Source organism: Variovorax sp. GW821-FHT06D12 (genome assembly GCF_059419205.1).
In genome coordinates this window covers 139,751-155,788 of sequence record NZ_JBWKRI010000007.1, presented here as the reverse complement: position 1 = coordinate 155,788, position 16,038 = coordinate 139,751, and the positions used below count along the sequence as shown (strand labels likewise).

Below are 16,038 nucleotides of genomic sequence, written 5' to 3'. Positions count from 1 at the left end.
ACCCGAAAGTACATCATGTCCCGCAAGACCCCCATCGAGCGCTACCGCAACATCGGTATCTCCGCGCACATCGACGCCGGCAAGACCACCACCACCGAACGTATCCTGTTCTACACGGGCGTGACCCACAAGCTCGGCGAAGTGCACGATGGCGCGGCAACGACCGACTGGATGGAGCAGGAACAAGAGCGTGGCATCACGATCACCTCGGCTGCCGTGACCTGCTTCTGGAAGGGCATGGACCACTCGCTGCCCGAGCACCGCATCAACATCATCGACACCCCCGGCCACGTGGACTTCACCATTGAAGTCGAGCGCTCGATGCGCGTGCTGGACGGCGCCGTCATGGTGTACGACTCGGTCGGCGGCGTGCAGCCCCAATCGGAAACCGTCTGGCGCCAGGCCAACAAGTACAAGGTGCCGCGTCTGGCGTTCGTCAACAAGATGGACCGCATCGGCGCCAACTTCTTCCGCGTTCGCCAGATGATGGTCGACCGCCTGAAGGCCAACCCCGTGCCGATCGTGATTCCGATCGGTGCCGAAGACAAGTTCCAGGGCGTGGTCGACCTGCGTCTGATGAAGGCGATCTTCTGGGACGAAGCCTCGCAAGGCATGAAGTTCGAAACGCGCGAGATCCCCGCCGAGCTGGTCGAGCTGGCCAAGGAATGGCGCGAGAAGATGGTCGAAAGCGCGGCCGAAGCTTCGGAAGAGCTGATGAACAAGTACCTTGAAGAAGGTGACCTGACGCTCGAGGAAATCACCCACGGTCTGCGCACGCGCACGATCGCCGGCGAAATCCAGCCGATGCTGTGCGGCAGCGCGTTCAAGAACAAGGGCGTGCAGCGCATGCTCGACGCCGTGATCGAACTGATGCCTTCGCCGCTGGACATTCCTCCGGTGCACGGCACGGACGACGACGAGCAGGACGTGACCCGCAAGGCCGACGACGGCGAGAAGTTCTCGGCGCTGGCATTCAAGCTCATGACCGACCCCTACGTCGGCCAGCTGACCTTCGTGCGCGTGTACTCGGGCGTTCTGAGCAAGGGCGACACCGTCTACAACCCGGTCAAGGGCAAGAAAGAGCGTATCGGCCGTATCGTGCAGATGCACGCCAACGAACGTCTCGAAATCGAAGAAATCCGTGCCGGCGACATCGCCGCCTGCGTGGGCCTGAAGGACGTCACCACGGGCGAAACCCTGTGCGACCCGAACGCCATGATCACGCTGGAGCGCATGGAATTCCCCGAGCCCGTGATCTCGCAGGCCGTCGAGCCCAAGACCAAGGCCGACCAGGAAAAGATGGGCATCGCCCTGCAGCGCCTGGCTTCGGAAGATCCGTCGTTCCGCGTGCGCACCGACGAAGAATCCGGCCAGACCATCATCTCCGGCATGGGCGAACTGCACCTCGAAATCATCGTGGACCGCATGAAGCGCGAATTCGGCGTGGAAGCCAACGTGGGCAAGCCGCAAGTGGCTTACCGCGAAACGATCCGCAAGACCGTCGAAGAGGCCGAAGGCAAGTTCGTTCGCCAGTCGGGTGGTAAGGGCCAGTACGGTCACGTCATCCTGAAGATCGAGCCGCAGGAAGCCGGCAAGGGCTTCGAGTTCGTCGACGCCATCAAGGGCGGTGTGGTTCCTCGCGAATACATCCCCGCAGTGGAAAAGGGCGTTGTGGAAGCACTGACGCAAGGCGTGCTGGCGGGCTACCCCGTCGTCGACGTCAAGGTCACGCTGCACTTCGGTTCGTACCACGACGTGGACTCGAACGAAATGGCGTTCAAGATGGCCGCGATCTTCGGCTTCAAGGAAGGTGCCCGCAAGGCCAGCCCGGTCATCCTCGAGCCGATGATGGCCGTGGAAGTCGAAACGCCTGAAGACTACGCCGGCAACGTGATGGGCGACCTGTCCAGCCGTCGCGGCATGGTGCAGGGCATGGACGACATGATCGGTGGCGGCAAGCTCATCAAGGCTGAAGTCCCGCTGTCGGAAATGTTCGGCTACTCGACGACGCTGCGCTCGGCCACGCAAGGCCGCGCCACGTACACGATGGAGTTCAAGCACTACGCTGAAGCTCCGCGTAACGTCGCCGAAGCCATCGTGGCTGCGCGTTCGAAGTAAGTTTCAAGAATGTGGGGCCGCGCAGTGCGCGGCCCTTCTTGTCTGCGATCCGGTGCCGCCCTGTTCCCGTGCGGGGCGAACCAGCAATCGGATGCAGACATAAAACCAACACACGGGACATGCTCTTTCAAGGATTGAAAAATGGCAAAAGGTAAATTCACCCGCACCAAGCCGCACGTGAACGTGGGCACGATCGGTCACGTTGACCACGGCAAGACCACGCTGACGGCTGCGATCGCCACCGTGCTGTCGGCCAAGTTCGGCGGCGAAGCCAAGGCTTACGACCAGATCGACGCAGCGCCTGAAGAAAAGGCCCGCGGCATCACGATCAACACCGCGCACGTCGAGTATGAAACGGCCAACCGCCACTACGCACACGTGGACTGCCCCGGCCACGCCGACTACGTGAAGAACATGATCACCGGCGCTGCCCAGATGGACGGCGCCATCCTGGTGTGCTCGGCCGCTGACGGCCCGATGCCCCAGACCCGTGAGCACATCCTGCTGGCTCGCCAGGTGGGTGTGGGCTACATCATCGTGTTCCTGAACAAGTGCGACATGGTCGACGACAAGGAGCTGCTCGAGCTGGTCGAAATGGAAGTTCGCGAACTCCTCGACAAGTACGAATTCCCCGGCGACGACACCCCCATCATCCACGGCTCGGCCAAGCTCGCCCTGGAAGGCGACAAGGGTGATCTGGGCGAAGGTGCCATCATGAAGCTGGCCGAAGCCCTGGACACGTACATCCCCACGCCTGAGCGCGCTGTGGACGGCACGTTCCTGATGCCCGTGGAAGACGTGTTCTCGATCTCGGGTCGCGGCACCGTGGTGACCGGCGCTGTCGAGCGCGGCGTGATCAAGGTCGGCGAAGAAATCGAAATCGTCGGTATCCGCCCCACCGTCAAGACCACCTGCACCGGCGTGGAAATGTTCCGCAAGCTGCTGGACCAGGGTCAAGCCGGCGACAACGTCGGCGTGCTGCTGCGCGGCACGAAGCGCGAAGAAGTCGAACGCGGCCAAGTGCTGTGCAAGCCCGGCTCGATCAAGCCGCACGTGCACTTCACCGCCGAGGTGTATGTCCTGTCCAAGGACGAAGGCGGCCGTCACACGCCGTTCTTCAACAACTACCGTCCGCAGTTCTACTTCCGCACGACGGACGTGACCGGCGCGATCGAGCTGCCCGCGGACAAGGAAATGGTCATGCCCGGCGACAACGTCAGCATCACCGTGAAGCTGATCAACCCGATCGCGATGGAAGAAGGCCTGCGCTTCGCCATTCGTGAAGGCGGCCGTACCGTGGGTTCGGGCGTCGTGGCCAAGATCCTCGACATCTAAGCCGGACGCAAAGGAATCACCATGGCTACCAAGCAAAAGATCCGCATCCGCCTGAAGGCATTCGACTACAAGCTGATCGACCAGTCGGCCGCTGAAATCGTGGACACCGCCAAGCGCACCGGCGCGATCGTCAAGGGCCCGGTGCCCCTGCCGACCCGCATGAAGCGTTTCGACATCCTGCGTTCGCCGCACGTCAACAAGACGTCGCGCGACCAGCTGGAAATCCGCACGCACCAGCGCCTGATGGACATCGTCGACCCCACCGACAAGACCGTGGACGCGCTGATGAAGCTCGACCTGCCGGCCGGCGTCGACGTCGAGATCAAGCTGCAGTAATTCGACCTCGCGTCGCATTCCGAGCACAGCCCGCCTGCAGAAATGCAGGCGGGCTTTTTTGTGCTTCACGTTTGTTTCTCAAGTGTGGCATCCTCGCGCACCGGCCTGCGGGACGCAGTGCGCCGGGGCTGAAACGAGGGCAGCACACGTGATGAGCCAGAAGTTCTCTTTTGCATTCGGTGCGGCGTGCATCGCAGCGGCATTGCTGGCAGGTTGCGGTGGGGGAGGCGGTGGTGGCGGAGGCGGCGGTGGGTTTCCCATCGGCCTGCCGATCGTGCTGAACCCGGTCGCCCTGAGCGGGAAAGCCACTTACGACTCGGTGCCGAACAACAACGGGCCCCTCCTGTACGCGAACACCACGGCCAAGCCCGTGCGCGGCGCCACGGTGGAGGTGCTCGATGCCACCACATCGGCGCAGCTCGCGTTGACCACCACAGATGACGGTGGCAATTACGCGGTCTCGGTGCCGGCGAACACGAACATCACCGTGCGCGTCCGGGCCCAGCTGACCCGGACCGGTCCGGGCGCGACCTGGGATGTCACGGTGCGCGACAACACCCGCAGCGACGCGCTGTACTCGATGCAGTCGGCGAGCTTTTCGTCGGGCAGCGCGGCGCTGACGCGCGACCTGCGCGCGGACAGCGGCTGGGATGGCTCGCGCTACAGCGGGACGCGGGTCGCGGCGCCGTTCGCCGTGCTCGACACGGTCTACACCTCCATGCAGAAGGTGCTGTCGGTGGCGCCGGCTTCGGCGTTTCCTGTGCTGAAGGTTTTCTGGAGCGTCAACAACGCGCCGTCGGACGGAATCAATCTTTCGGCGGGGCAGATTGGCACGACCTTCTTCTTCAACAGCGGAAGCAACGGTCGGCAGATCTACGTGCTGGGCAAGGAGGATGTGGACACCGACGAGTTCGATGCACCAGTGATCGCGCACGAATGGGGGCACTACTACCAATCGGCCTTCAGTCGGGATGACTCGATCGGAGGCGGGCATTCGATGGACGATCGTCTCGATCGGCGACTTGCTTTCTCCGAGGGTTGGGGTAATGCGTGGTCGGGCATTGCCCTGGAACGAAGCAACTATGTCGACTCAAAGCTGCCGCAGCAAAGGGGGGGCAGCCCGTTGGATCTCTCGCGTGGTCCTGCAAGCAATCCCGGCTGGTCCCGCGAGTCATCTGTCCAGGCCATCCTGTGGAACCTCAACCGGCAGGCCGGCTTCAAGCCCATCCACGACGCCTTAACCGGCTTCCAGTTCCGAAGCGGCGCGCCGGTCACGTCGATCCACGCCTTCGCCGCCGCGTTCAATGCGACGTCGCCTGGCAACGCCTCGGCGCTGAACAGCCTGCTGAGCGCGCAGAACATCACCTCCAGCGATGCATTCGGCGCGGGCGAATCGAACGACGGCGGGTTGCCCAGCGTGCCCGGCGTGCTGCCGATGTACCGGGCCTTGGCTGTTGGTGCGGTGGTCAACAACGTCTGTGTCTCCAGCGTGGCGGGCACGGGCAACAAGCTCGGCAACATTGCCTACCTGCGCTTCACCGCGCCGGCGAACCGGGACTACCAGGTCACGGTCGGGGGCGCCACGCTGCCGGACTTCGACGTCTTCCGGGGCGGAGAGATCGCCCGGTCGGGCAACCGGGTCAGCCTGAGCGCGGGTGAGTACGTTCTGGCAGTGCGGGATGCTGCAATGACGAGCTCCTCTGCTTCGCCGCTGTGCCTCAGCGTGCTTGTTCAATAGGAAGGGAAGGCTCGCGATGATCCTGAACACTCGCCTCTCTTTGGCTGCCGCGTTGGCGGCGGGACTTGCACTGTCCGCGCTCCCGGTCTCTGCCCTGGCCGACGGCATGCCGCCGGCGCGCACCACTGCGAAGCTGTCGGCTGCAACCTCGAAGGATGCGGCCACCCCCTGGGTGACCGCATCGAGAAAACCCAATGACTCCGGTGTCAAGCTGCAGTACCGGCTGGACGGCGCGCCTCAGGCCGGCAAGCCAACTGTCGTCGTTCTGCAGTTTGACGGCGTCAGCGACCCCGCGGGCGCCAGCGTGACGCTGACGGTCGATGCGGGCCTGACGCTGTCCGGCAGCGCGTCGCTGAGTCTGCCGTCGGGGCAGCGCTCCGACACTTCCGTCACGGTGGTCAGCCAGGGTGACGGTCTGGCCTACCTGAACGTGTTCATCAAGCAGGCTGGTCGGACCAGCGCCATTTCCATCCCGATCCAGACCGGCGCGGCGGCGCCTGCCATGAAGGCCGGCGGCGAGATCAAGTCGCTGCCAGGCGGCGACAACATCATCTCGCTGCCCGCGAAATAGGCCCGAAAGCCAGCCGAAACGGGGCCGGAACCCCCTGAATCCGGCCCGAAAAGGGCCACTTGCGCCCCGGTTCGACTGCGGGCTATAATCTCTGGCTCTGCCCTTGTTGCGTCCGTTCGGGCGCCGTTCTGGCAGAGATTTATCAACCTTCTCTCGCAGGCCGGGAAACCAGCCAAACGCTGTCGCCAATTGAAGTGGCAGCGGCGAAGGAAGTCTTCCATTTTTGGAGAAAACAAATGAGTCTGAGCAACTCCCTCGGGTTGCTGGGCCGCAAGGTGGGGATGATGCGTCTCTTCACCGATGACGGGGACGCAGTTCCTGTCACGGTGGTGGATGTGTCCAACAACCGTGTGACCCAGATCAAGTCCCAAGAGACCGATGGCTACGTCGCCCTGCAGGTGACGTTCGGTTCGCGCAAAGCATCGCGCGTGACCAAGCCCCAAGCCGGCCACCTTGCCAAGGCAGGTGTCGAAGCTGGTGAAATCATCCAGGAATTCCGCGTCACCGCCGATACCGCAGGTCAGCACAAGGCTGGCGGCGTGATCGCGGCGAGCAGCGTGTTCTCCGTGGGCCAGAAGGTGGACGTGCAAGGCACGACCATCGGCAAGGGCTACGCCGGCACGATCAAGCGTCACAACATGAGCTCGCAGCGCGCGTCGCACGGTAACAGCCGTTCGCACAACGTGCCCGGCTCGATCGGCATGGCACAAGACCCCGGTCGCGTGTTCCCCGGCAAGCGCATGACGGGCCACCTCGGCGACGTCACCCGCACGACGCAAAACCTCGACGTGTTCCGCATCGACGAAGCACGTCAGCTGCTGCTCATCAAGGGCGCGATCCCGGGTTCGAAGGGTGGCTTCGTCACCGTGCGTCCCGCCATCAAGGCCAAGCCGCAAGCGGCTGAAGGAGCGAAGTAATGCAACTCGAACTCCTGAACGAACAAGGCCAGGCCGCGTCGAAGTACGACGCCCCCGAGACCGTGTTCGGCCGTGACTACAACGAAGACCTGGTCCACCAGATCGTCGTTGCATTCCAGGCCAACGCCCGTCAAGGCACGCGCGCCCAGAAGGACCGCGAACAGGTCAAGCACTCGACCAAGAAGCCTTTCAAGCAAAAGGGAACGGGCCGCGCCCGCGCCGGTATGACGTCCTCGCCCCTGTGGCGCGGAGGCGGCCGGATCTTCCCGAACATGCCTGACGAAAACTTCTCGCAGAAGATCAACAAGAAGATGTACCGCGCCGGCATGGCCTCCATCTTCTCGCAGCTCGCTCGCGAAGGTCGTCTGGCCGTGGTCGATTCGCTGACCGTGGATTCGCCCAAGACGAAGCCGCTGGCAGCCCGTTTCAAGGCAATGAATCTCGAGTCCGTGCTCGTGATCGCCGAAGAAGTCGACGAAAACCTGTACCTTGCCTCGCGCAATCTGGTCAACATCCTCGTGGTCGAACCCCGTTACGCCGATCCGGTGTCGCTGGTTCACTACAAGAAGGTGCTGGTCACCAAGGGTGCTGTCGACAAGCTCAAGGAGATGTTCGCATGAGCCGCGTGAACCCCACCCCTGCACAACGTAAGTTCGACGAAGGCCGTCTCATGAACGTGCTGGTCGCACCGATCGTGTCCGAAAAGGCCACGATGGTCGGCGAGAAGTCGAACGCTGTCACTTTCAAGGTGCTGCAAGACGCCACCAAGCCCGAGATCAAGGCCGCTGTTGAACTGATGTTCAAGGTCGAAGTCCAGGGCGTGTCGGTGCTCAACACCAAGGGCAAGACCAAGCGCTTTGGCAAGTCCATCGGCCGCCGCGACAACGTGCGCAAGGCTTATGTGACGCTGAAGGCCGGTCAAGAGCTCAACCTCGTCGGGGAAGGCGCTTAATCATGGCCGTCATCAAGATGAAACCCACTTCGCCGGGCCAACGCGGCGCGGTGAAGATTTCGCGTGACCACCTGCACAAGGGTGCGCCTCACGCAGCCCTGCTGGAACCTCAGTTCCAGAAGGCCGGCCGTAACAACAACGGTCACATCACGATCCGCCATCGTGGCGGTGGTGCCAAGCACCACTACCGCATTGTCGACTTCGTGCGCAACAAGGACGGCATCCCGGCCAAGGTCGAACGCATCGAGTACGACCCGAACCGCACCGCCCACATCGCTCTGGTCTGCTACGCCGACGGCGAGCGCCGCTACATCATCGCCCCGCGCGGTCTGGAAGCCGGTGCAACCCTGATGTCGGGCGCCGAAGCCCCGATCCGCGCCGGCAACACCCTGCCGATCCGCAACATCCCCGTGGGTTCGACGATCCACTGCATCGAACTGCAACCCGGCAAGGGCGCGCAGATCGCACGTTCGGCCGGTACCTCGGCCACGCTGCTGGCCCGTGAAGGCGTTTACGCCCAGGTCCGCATGCGTTCGGGCGAAGTCCGTCGCATTCACATCGAATGCCGCGCGACCATCGGTGAAGTGGCCAACGAAGAACACAGCCTGCGCCAGCTCGGCAAGGCCGGTGTGAAGCGTCACATGGGTATCCGCCCGACCGTTCGCGGCGTGGTGATGAACCCGGTCGACCACCCGCACGGTGGTGGCGAAGGCAAGACTGGCGAAGGCCGCCATCCTGTCGACCCGTGGGGCAACCTGACCAAGGGCTATCGCACCCGTAACAACAAGCGCACGCAGGTCTTCATCGTGTCGCGTCGCAAGAAGTAAGGGATAGCCAATGACTCGCTCTCTCAAAAAGGGTCCTTTCGTCGACCACCACCTCGTGGCCAAGGCCGACAAGGCCGTGACGAACAAGGACAAGAAGCCGATCAAGACCTGGTCGCGCCGCTCGATGGTTCTGCCCGAGTTCATCGGTCTGACCATCGCTGTGCACAACGGCAAGCAACACGTGCCCGTGTACATCACCGACCAGATGGTCGGCCACAAGCTCGGCGAATTTGCGCTCACGCGCACGTTCAAGGGGCACCCCGCGGACAAAAAAGTCCAGAAGAAGTAAGGAACGACCATGTCTGAAACACGTGCAGTCCTCCGCGGTGTCCGCCTGTCGGTCGACAAGGGCCGTCTGGTCGCGGACCTGATCCGCGGCAAGAAGGTCGATCAAGCGCTCAACGTTCTGCAATTCACGCAGAAGAAGGCCGCTGTGATCATCAAGAAGGTGCTCGAGTCGGCGATTGCCAACGCCGAGCACAACGACGGTGCCGACATCGACGAGCTGAAGGTCAAGACCATCTACGTCGAGCAAGGTGCAACGCTCAAGCGCTTCACGGCGCGCGCCAAGGGTCGCGGCAATCGCATCAGCAAGCCCACGTGCCATGTGTACGTGACGGTTGGCAACTAAGAAGGCCTGGAAGAAATATGGGACAGAAAATCCACCCAACCGGGTTCCGCCTTGCGGTCACCCGTAACTGGTCCAGCCGTTGGTACGCAAGCGACCGCGATTTCGCGGGCATGCTGGCCGAAGACATCAAGGTTCGCGAATACCTGAAGAAGAAGCTGAAGAACGCTTCGGTGTCGCGCGTCATGATCGAGCGTCCCGCCAAGAACGCACGCATCACGATCTACTCGGCTCGTCCGGGCGTCGTGATCGGCAAGAAGGGCGAAGACATCGAGAACCTCAAGCGCGAACTGGGCAAGCAGCTCGGCGTGCCGGTGGCAGTGAACATCGAAGAAGTGCGCAAGCCCGAAATCGATGCGCAGCTGATCGCCGACAGCATCACGCAGCAGCTCGAAAAGCGGATCATGTTCCGCCGCGCCATGAAGCGCGCCATGCAGAACGCCATGCGTCTGGGTGCCCTGGGCATCAAGATCATGTCGGCTGGCCGCCTGAACGGCATCGAAATCGCACGTACCGAGTGGTACCGCGAAGGCCGCGTGCCGCTTCACACCCTGCGCGCCGACATCGACTACGGCACCTCGGAAGCCAAGACCACCTACGGCGTCATCGGCGTCAAGGTCTGGGTCTACAAGGGCGATACGCTGGGTCGCAACGACCTGCCGGCCGTCGAAACGCCGCGTCCGGACGAAGAGCGCCGCCCGCGTGGTCCCCGCCGTGATGGTCGCCCTGGCGACCGTCCGGGTGGCGACCGTCGTGGTCCCGGCCCCCGTGCCGGTGCCCGTGGTCCGATCGGTGGCAACACCGCTCCGGCCGATGGCAGCGACAAGCCCGCAGAAGCAACCGGCGGTGCCGGTGCAGACTCGAAACCCGCCGTTAAGCGCGTCCGCAAAGCCGCGCCCGCTGCAGCAGCGGACGGTGCCAAGACCGAGTAATCGGTCGCTCCCGGGCACGCAAGTGCCTGGGGCCCTCACGGAGTAACAAAACATGCTGCAACCTGCACGCAGAAAGTTCCGCAAGGAACAAAAGGGCCGCAACACCGGCATCGCAACCACGGGTAACTCGGTTGCGTTCGGTGACTTCGGTCTCAAATGCACCGACCGCGGTCGCCTCACGGCGCGCCAGATCGAAGCCGCTCGTCGCGCGATCTCGCGTCACGTGAAGCGCGGTGGCCGTATCTGGATCCGCGTGTTCCCGGACAAGCCGATCTCTACCAAGCCCGCTGAAGTGCGGATGGGTAACGGTAAGGGCAACCCCGAGTACTACGTCGCTGAAATCCAGCCTGGCAAGATCGTGTTCGAGATCGTCGGCGTGCCCGAAGAACTCGCCCGCGAAGCGTTCCGCCTGGCCGCCGCCAAGCTTCCGCTGCGCACGACGTTCGTCGCTCGCCAGCTCGGCGCCTGAGAGGAGAACATCCATGGCAACACGTAAGAAGAAAGAAACCGCGGCTTCGGCCAAGGTGACGAAGGCCGCAACCCTGCGCACGAAGGACGTCGCAGGCCTGCAAGCCGAAATCAAGGATCTGCAGAAGGCCCACTTCGGCCTGCGCATGCAGAAGGCCACGCAACAGCTGTCGAACACCACGACGCTGCGCGTGACGCGTCGCGACATCGCTCGCGCCAAGACCATTCTTGCTCAGAAAGAGCAAGAGACCCAAGCCGCCAAGTAAGGAGTGAACATGACGGAAGCTAAAAAATCCCTCAAGCGCACCTTGATCGGCAAGGTGGTCAGCGACAAGCGTGCCAAGACCGTGACCGTGCTGGTCGAGCGCCGTGTGAAGCACGAGCTCTACGGCAAGATCGTGGCCAAGACGAGCAAGTACCACGCCCATGACGAAAAGGGCGAGTACCACCTCGGCGACACCATCGAGATCACGGAAAGCCGTCCGATCTCGAAGACCAAGAACTGGGTCGTGACCCGTCTGGTCGAGAAGGCCGTCCTGGTCTGATCAGGCACTCGGTCGCCCTTGAGGCAACCCATCCGGAAACGGCCCACAATGTGGGCCGTTTTTCTTTTTCAGGAGCAATTCACATGATCAAAGTCGGCGACACCCTTCCTTCGGCCACCCTGCAGGAATATTCCGAAGTGGAGGGCGAGGGCTGCAGCATCGGCCCGAACCCGGTCGACGTGACCAAGGCCACGGCGGGCAAGACCATCGCGCTGTTCGCACTGCCGGGCGCCTTCACGCCCACCTGCTCGGCCAAGCACGTGCCGGGCTACGTGCAGCACTTCGACGACTTCAAGGCCGCTGGCGTGGACGAGATCTGGTGCGTGAGCGTGAACGACGCGTTCGTGATGGGCGCCTGGGCGCGCGACCAGAAGACCGGCGCCAAGGTGCGCATGCTGGCCGACGGCAGCGCGGACTTCGCGAAGGCCACCGGCCTGACGCTCGACCTGACCGGCCGCGGCATGGGCCTGCGCAGCAACCGCTACTCGATGCTCGTGAAGGACGGCAAGGTCGCGACGCTGAACGTCGAAGGCCCGGGCAAGTTCGAAGTGAGCGACGCCGACACGCTGCTGGCGCAAGCCCGCGGCTGAGCCCGGTCTAGAGCTCTACCTTGAGGTAGTGAGCCCCGGCGACGGGGTTGTGATAGTAGGGCGGCACCTCCGCGAAGCCCAGGTCTTCGTAGAGGGCGCGCGCCGACTCCATGTCGTCGAGGGTGTCGAGCAGCACGCAGGCATAGCCTGCGCTGCGGGCCGCATCGAGGATGGCCTCGGCCAGCTGCCGGCCGAGCCCGAGCCCCCGGAACCCGGGGCGCACATACAGCCGTTTCATTTCCGCCGCGTTCGCGTAGTCCGTGGTGTCGAGCGGGCGCAGCGCGCAGCAGCCCGCCACATGGGCGATCGTGCCGTCGGCGCGCGTCAGCGTGGGCGCGGCGCGGCCGGCGTCTTCGTTCACGTGGGCGGGATCGACCAGCGCCAGCAGCAAGGTGCCGCGCGGCTCGGCGTATTCGCCGGGCAGTCCGGCCAGCTCGCCGTCGAAATCCTGGAAGTCGAGGTCGATGGCCAGCGAGTCCGCGTAGTCGCGGAAGATGGCGCGCACGGCGTCGACTTCGTGCGGCTCGTCGGGCGTGAGCAGCACCACCGCCGGCGTGTCCGACAGCGGCAGCGGGCGGGAGACGGAAAAGCCGCTCATACGCGCAACGACGCCACCCAGAACGCCACGCCCGCGCACAGCGCGAACAGCACCAGCGCCAGCGTGCGCGACACCGCATCGTCGCGGCTCGGGGCCACGCCGTTGCCATTGCCGTTCCCGTTGGAGGCCGCGCCCGCGACCACCAGCTTGTCGCCCGACAGCATCGGCCCGACCAGCCGGTGCCGCTTGACCAGCACATAGAACAGCACCGCCAGCACATGCAGGCTCACCAGGGCGATCACGATCCACTTGCCCTGCGCCTTGTGCCAGCCTGTCGCCAGGCTCACCATCGCGCCCGACACGAAGCGGGTCAGCGGCCCGGAGGCGGAAATCTCGTCGTCGGCCATCAGCCCGGTGGCGACCTGCAGGATCAACAGCGCCAGCACCGCGAACACCGACAGCGCACCCAGCGGCGTGTGTCCGATCAGGTGGTCGGGGTGCGACTTGCCGCGCAGGTAGGCGATGACCGAGCCCGGCGCATAGATGAAGGCCGCGAAGCGCGACCAGCGCCCGCCCACGACCCCCCAGACCAGCCGGAACAGCAGCAGCGCCAGCACGGTGTAGCCGAGGCGGAAATGCCATTCCATGATGCCGTTCAGGCCCGTCACGATCAGGCCGATCACGGCGAAGGCGAGCGCCCAGTGAAAGAGGCGGGTCGGCAGGTCCCAGACGCGTGTGCGGGCCACCGAGAGGGTGTCGGTCATCGAAAAAGGCGCCGGGGCGCGAGGCTGCGGAAGGCGCAGATTAGCAAAGTCCGGCCCGGTCGTTCCACCGGGTTGTTGCTATGCGCCCGACACGGGCAGCCCCTACACTGCCTGCAGCACCGCGTTCGACGGTGCCCAAACCCCCACACAAGGACCCACGATGACCCGTTTTGCTTCGTTCGCCCTTGCAGCCGCCTGCGCTGCGATGTCCCTGCCCGCCGCGGCACAGTTCGCCAAGCCCGAAGATGCCATCAAGTACCGCCAGAGCGCGCTGTTCGTGATGGCTCAGCACTTCGGCCGCCTCGGCGCCATGGCCAACGGCCGGGCGCCCTACGACGCCGCCGCCGCTGCCGCCAACGCCGAGATCGTCGCCGACATGGCCAAGCTGCCCTGGGCCGGCTTCGGCGCCGGCACCGAAGGCGGCAAGGCCAAGCCCGAAGTCTGGAAGGAAGCCGCGAAGTTCAAGGAGCACCAGGACAAGGTGATCGCCGAGACCGGCAAGCTGGTGGTTGCCGCCAAGGCCGGCAACATCGACGCCCTCAAGGCCCAGTTCGGCCCGACCGGCGCGAGCTGCAAGGCCTGCCACGACAGCTTCCGCAACCAGTAAGCCGCGGGCTTTCGCAATGAAAAAGGCGCTCCGCAAGGAGCGCCTTTTTCGTTCCAGGGATACCGCGGAACCGGCTTTGCCGGGCCGCTGGTATCGCCCCCGGCAGGGGGGTGGCGAAGCGACACGAAGTGCGCGCAGCCTGGGGGCGAGTCAAGCTTCCGCCAGGAGCTTTTCGATCAGCTTGTGCAGCTCGGCGAAGTCGGGCTCGCCCACGTAGCGCTTCACGATCTCGCCCTTTTTGTTGACGATGAAGGTGGTCGGCGTGAGCTTCACGTCGCCCCAGGCCTGCGCCACGCTGCCGGTGTTGTCGATCGCCACCTTGAACGGCAGCTTGCGGGTTTCGGCGAAGTTGACGACGTAGCTCGGCGGGTCGTAGCTCATGGCCACCGCCAGCGTGTCGTAGCCCTGGGCCTTGTACTTGTCGTAGGTCGAGATCACCTTGGGCATCTCGGCCACGCAGGTCACGCAGCTGGTGGCCCAGAAGTTGACCAGCGTGACCTTGCCCTTCAGGTCGGCCGTGCTCTTGGTTGTGCCATCGAGCAGCACAAAGGTCGAGGCCGGGGCGGCCGTGCTGCCCGAACCGAGGTACACGCCCACGCCGGCGGCCAGGGCGATCACGACGGCGGCGGCAGCGATGTATTTTTTCATGGGCACCTGAATGAGAGAGGCGGCGCGATTTTAGTTCCGCGTGCCGGAACGCGTCGGCGCACGCGCTTCATTCCCCGAAGGCCGCTCGATAATCGTCCTCCGATGCCATCGCTTCCTTCCCCCTCCTGGCCCGTGCTGGCCCTGGCCGCCGCGCTGGGCGCCTGCAGCCCCACCTTCAACTGGCGCGAAGTGCCGATCGCCGACGCCGGCCTGGTCGCGCTGCTGCCCTGCAAGGCCGACCGCGCCCAGCGCGCGGTGCCGCTGGGCGCCGAGTCGGTGCAGGTCGACATGACCGGCTGCGAAGCCGGCGGCGCGACCTTCGCCGTGGCCCATGCCGCCGCCACCAGCCCGGCGCAGGCCGAGGCCTGGCTCACGGCCTGGCGCACGGCCACGCACGGCCAGTTGGGCGTGGCACAGGTGATCCAGGGACCGGCCACATTGCCGCGCGCCACGGCCATTCCTGCACCGTGGCGGCTCGACGGGCAATCGGCGCAGCAGGGCGTGGCGCCGGTCCAGGTGCTCTGGTTCGCGCAGTCGCAGAAAGACGGCAGCGTGTCGCTCTACCAGGCCACCGTGCTCGGCCGGCCGTCCTCGCCCGAGGCGACCAAGACCTTCTTCGAGGGCCTGCGCCTGCCATGAGCGAGGGCCGGCCGGCGGGCCGCGATGCGCGGGCCAGCTATCGTTTTCATAGCTGTTGCCGCCGCGCCAACCGACACCCCGGTCACGCGCCCGCCATGGCCGCTTTCCCCGGCTGCCGCGTTGTGTCCTCGATGTCTCTACTTCCTTTGGGCGCCCCCGCATAATCGACGCGTCGTCCTCCGAGCCGCATGAACAGCATCCTCATCATTGCCCACTCCCCGTTCGCACAGGCGCTGCGGCAGTGCGCGCTGCATGTGTTCCCCGACTGCGAACAGGCGGTCGTGGCCCTCGACGTGCTGCCCAACGTGTCGCCCGAGGAAACGCTGGCCGCCGCGCGCATCACGCTCGCGCAGCAGTTGCATGCCCCGCGCTCGCAGGTGCTGGTGCTGGCCGACGTGTTCGGCGCCACGCCCTGCAACGTGGCGCAGAAGCTGGTGGACGGCGTGCGCTCGCGGCTCGTGGCCGGTGTCAACCTGCCGATGCTGCTGCGCGCCGTCACCTACCGCCACGAACCGCTCGACACCCTGGTGCAGCGGGCCCTGGCGGGCGGCACCGCCGGCGTGATGCAGGTGGCGGTGGCGGCTCCCCAGAACCAGGCGAAAAGAAAGCACAGTGATCAAGAAATCCGTGACCATCAGCAATAAGCTGGGCCTGCACGCACGCGCGTCGGCCAAGCTGACCAAGCTCGCCGGCAGCTTCCCCTGCGAGGTGTGGCTGTCGCGCGGCGACCGCCGCATCAACGCCAAGAGCATCATGGGCGTCATGATGCTGGCCGCCGGCCTCGGCGTGACCGTCGAGCTCGAAACCAACGGCCCGCAGGAAGACGAAGCCATGAACGCCATCGTCCAACTGATGGACGACAAATTCGGCGAAGGCGAATAAGGA

The 16,038-nt window shown here is 64.6% G+C and carries 23 protein-coding genes; 20 read left to right on the top strand and 3 right to left on the bottom strand.

Annotated features, from left to right (window positions below):
* The first annotated feature begins 15 nt into the window (after positions 1-15).
* The 16 genes from fusA to AC07SQ_RS21855 all read left to right on the top strand — a co-directional run bounded on the left by fusA (position 16) and on the right by AC07SQ_RS21855 (position 11,957).
* A complete protein-coding gene (gene fusA, locus AC07SQ_RS21930; protein WP_062478855.1) occupies positions 16-2,118 on the top strand; it encodes an elongation factor G in 2,103 nt (700 codons plus the stop codon).
* A gap of 141 nt (positions 2,119-2,259) precedes the next feature.
* Positions 2,260-3,453: an elongation factor Tu gene (tuf, locus tag AC07SQ_RS21925; protein WP_062478858.1), complete on the top strand. Its 1,194-nt coding sequence runs from the start codon at positions 2,260-2,262 to the stop codon at positions 3,451-3,453.
* Positions 3,454-3,474: 21 nt separating this feature from the next.
* A complete protein-coding gene (gene rpsJ, locus AC07SQ_RS21920) occupies positions 3,475-3,789 on the top strand; it encodes a 30S ribosomal protein S10 (RefSeq protein ID WP_007838118.1) in 315 nt (104 codons plus the stop codon).
* A gap of 151 nt (positions 3,790-3,940) precedes the next feature.
* A complete protein-coding gene (locus tag AC07SQ_RS21915) occupies positions 3,941-5,527 on the top strand; it encodes a hypothetical protein (protein WP_495272814.1) in 1,587 nt (528 codons plus the stop codon).
* Positions 5,528-5,543: 16 nt separating this feature from the next.
* Positions 5,544-6,098: a hypothetical protein gene (locus AC07SQ_RS21910; protein WP_495272813.1), complete on the top strand. Its 555-nt coding sequence runs from the start codon at positions 5,544-5,546 to the stop codon at positions 6,096-6,098.
* 236 nt (positions 6,099-6,334) lie between these two features.
* Entirely contained in the window at positions 6,335-7,015 is a 681-nt protein-coding gene (gene rplC, locus AC07SQ_RS21905) for a 50S ribosomal protein L3 (protein ID WP_062478866.1), read from the top strand.
* Positions 7,015-7,635 carry a 50S ribosomal protein L4 gene (gene rplD / locus AC07SQ_RS21900; protein ID WP_062478869.1) on the top strand — a complete coding sequence of 207 codons (621 nt, stop codon included), beginning with the start codon at positions 7,015-7,017 and terminating at the stop codon, positions 7,633-7,635. Before rplC ends, rplD begins: the two co-directional genes overlap by 1 nt.
* On the top strand, positions 7,632-7,967 hold the full coding sequence (gene rplW, locus AC07SQ_RS21895) for a 50S ribosomal protein L23 (protein ID WP_056576559.1): 336 nt from the start codon (positions 7,632-7,634) through the stop codon (positions 7,965-7,967). Before rplD ends, rplW begins: the two co-directional genes overlap by 4 nt.
* 2 nt (positions 7,968-7,969) lie before the next feature.
* Complete coding sequence (gene rplB / locus AC07SQ_RS21890; RefSeq protein WP_056576555.1) at positions 7,970-8,794, top strand: 50S ribosomal protein L2; 825 nt, start codon at positions 7,970-7,972, stop codon at positions 8,792-8,794.
* Positions 8,795-8,804: 10 nt separating this feature from the next.
* Positions 8,805-9,083, top strand: coding sequence for a 30S ribosomal protein S19 (rpsS, locus tag AC07SQ_RS21885; RefSeq protein WP_062478874.1), 279 nt, complete (start codon positions 8,805-8,807; stop codon positions 9,081-9,083).
* Positions 9,084-9,092: 9 nt separating this feature from the next.
* Complete coding sequence (gene rplV / locus AC07SQ_RS21880; protein ID WP_007838134.1) at positions 9,093-9,425, top strand: 50S ribosomal protein L22; 333 nt, start codon at positions 9,093-9,095, stop codon at positions 9,423-9,425.
* Positions 9,426-9,442: 17 nt separating this feature from the next.
* Positions 9,443-10,354, top strand: coding sequence for a 30S ribosomal protein S3 (gene rpsC / locus AC07SQ_RS21875; RefSeq protein WP_062478877.1), 912 nt, complete (start codon positions 9,443-9,445; stop codon positions 10,352-10,354).
* Positions 10,355-10,406: 52 nt separating this feature from the next.
* Positions 10,407-10,823, top strand: a complete 417-nt coding sequence (gene rplP, locus AC07SQ_RS21870) for a 50S ribosomal protein L16 (protein WP_007838137.1) — start codon at positions 10,407-10,409, stop codon at positions 10,821-10,823.
* A 55-nt stretch (positions 10,824-10,878) separates the two neighbouring features.
* Positions 10,879-11,088: a 50S ribosomal protein L29 gene (rpmC, locus tag AC07SQ_RS21865; protein ID WP_056577224.1), complete on the top strand. Its 210-nt coding sequence runs from the start codon at positions 10,879-10,881 to the stop codon at positions 11,086-11,088.
* 9 nt (positions 11,089-11,097) lie between these two features.
* On the top strand, positions 11,098-11,367 hold the full coding sequence (gene rpsQ, locus AC07SQ_RS21860) for a 30S ribosomal protein S17 (protein ID WP_062478880.1): 270 nt from the start codon (positions 11,098-11,100) through the stop codon (positions 11,365-11,367).
* Between the two features lie 83 nt (positions 11,368-11,450).
* A complete protein-coding gene (locus AC07SQ_RS21855) occupies positions 11,451-11,957 on the top strand; it encodes a peroxiredoxin (RefSeq protein WP_070061892.1) in 507 nt (168 codons plus the stop codon).
* A 7-nt stretch (positions 11,958-11,964) separates the two neighbouring features.
* Here AC07SQ_RS21855 and AC07SQ_RS21850 read toward each other — a convergent pair whose 3' ends face one another.
* Together AC07SQ_RS21850 and AC07SQ_RS21845 are read right to left on the bottom strand one after the other, a co-directional pair.
* Positions 11,965-12,555 (bottom strand): GNAT family N-acetyltransferase, encoded by a 591-nt coding sequence (locus tag AC07SQ_RS21850; protein ID WP_495272812.1) that lies wholly within the window; start codon positions 12,553-12,555, stop codon positions 11,965-11,967.
* Positions 12,552-13,259: a cytochrome b/b6 domain-containing protein gene (locus tag AC07SQ_RS21845; RefSeq protein ID WP_369630462.1), complete on the bottom strand. Its 708-nt coding sequence runs from the start codon at positions 13,257-13,259 to the stop codon at positions 12,552-12,554. The genes AC07SQ_RS21850 and AC07SQ_RS21845 overlap by 4 nt, the downstream gene beginning before the upstream one ends.
* Before the next feature lie 160 nt (positions 13,260-13,419).
* On the opposite strand from AC07SQ_RS21845, the gene AC07SQ_RS21840 reads away from it, so the two are divergent.
* Positions 13,420-13,866 (top strand): c-type cytochrome, encoded by a 447-nt coding sequence (locus AC07SQ_RS21840; RefSeq protein ID WP_062478890.1) that lies wholly within the window; start codon positions 13,420-13,422, stop codon positions 13,864-13,866.
* Positions 13,867-14,016: 150 nt separating this feature from the next.
* On the opposite strand, the gene AC07SQ_RS21835 is transcribed toward AC07SQ_RS21840, so the two are convergent.
* Positions 14,017-14,514, bottom strand: a complete 498-nt coding sequence (locus tag AC07SQ_RS21835; RefSeq protein WP_062478893.1) for a TlpA disulfide reductase family protein — start codon at positions 14,512-14,514, stop codon at positions 14,017-14,019.
* A gap of 102 nt (positions 14,515-14,616) precedes the next feature.
* On the opposite strand from AC07SQ_RS21835, the gene AC07SQ_RS21830 reads away from it, so the two are divergent.
* From AC07SQ_RS21830 to AC07SQ_RS21820, 3 genes are all read left to right on the top strand, one after another.
* Positions 14,617-15,153, top strand: coding sequence for a hypothetical protein (locus tag AC07SQ_RS21830; RefSeq protein ID WP_495272811.1), 537 nt, complete (start codon positions 14,617-14,619; stop codon positions 15,151-15,153).
* A 188-nt stretch (positions 15,154-15,341) separates the two neighbouring features.
* Entirely contained in the window at positions 15,342-15,797 is a 456-nt protein-coding gene (locus AC07SQ_RS21825) for a PTS sugar transporter subunit IIA (protein WP_062478898.1), read from the top strand.
* On the top strand, positions 15,766-16,035 hold the full coding sequence (locus AC07SQ_RS21820) for an HPr family phosphocarrier protein (RefSeq protein ID WP_062478901.1): 270 nt from the start codon (positions 15,766-15,768) through the stop codon (positions 16,033-16,035). Before AC07SQ_RS21825 ends, AC07SQ_RS21820 begins: the two co-directional genes overlap by 32 nt.
* Positions 16,036-16,038 lie beyond the last annotated feature (3 nt).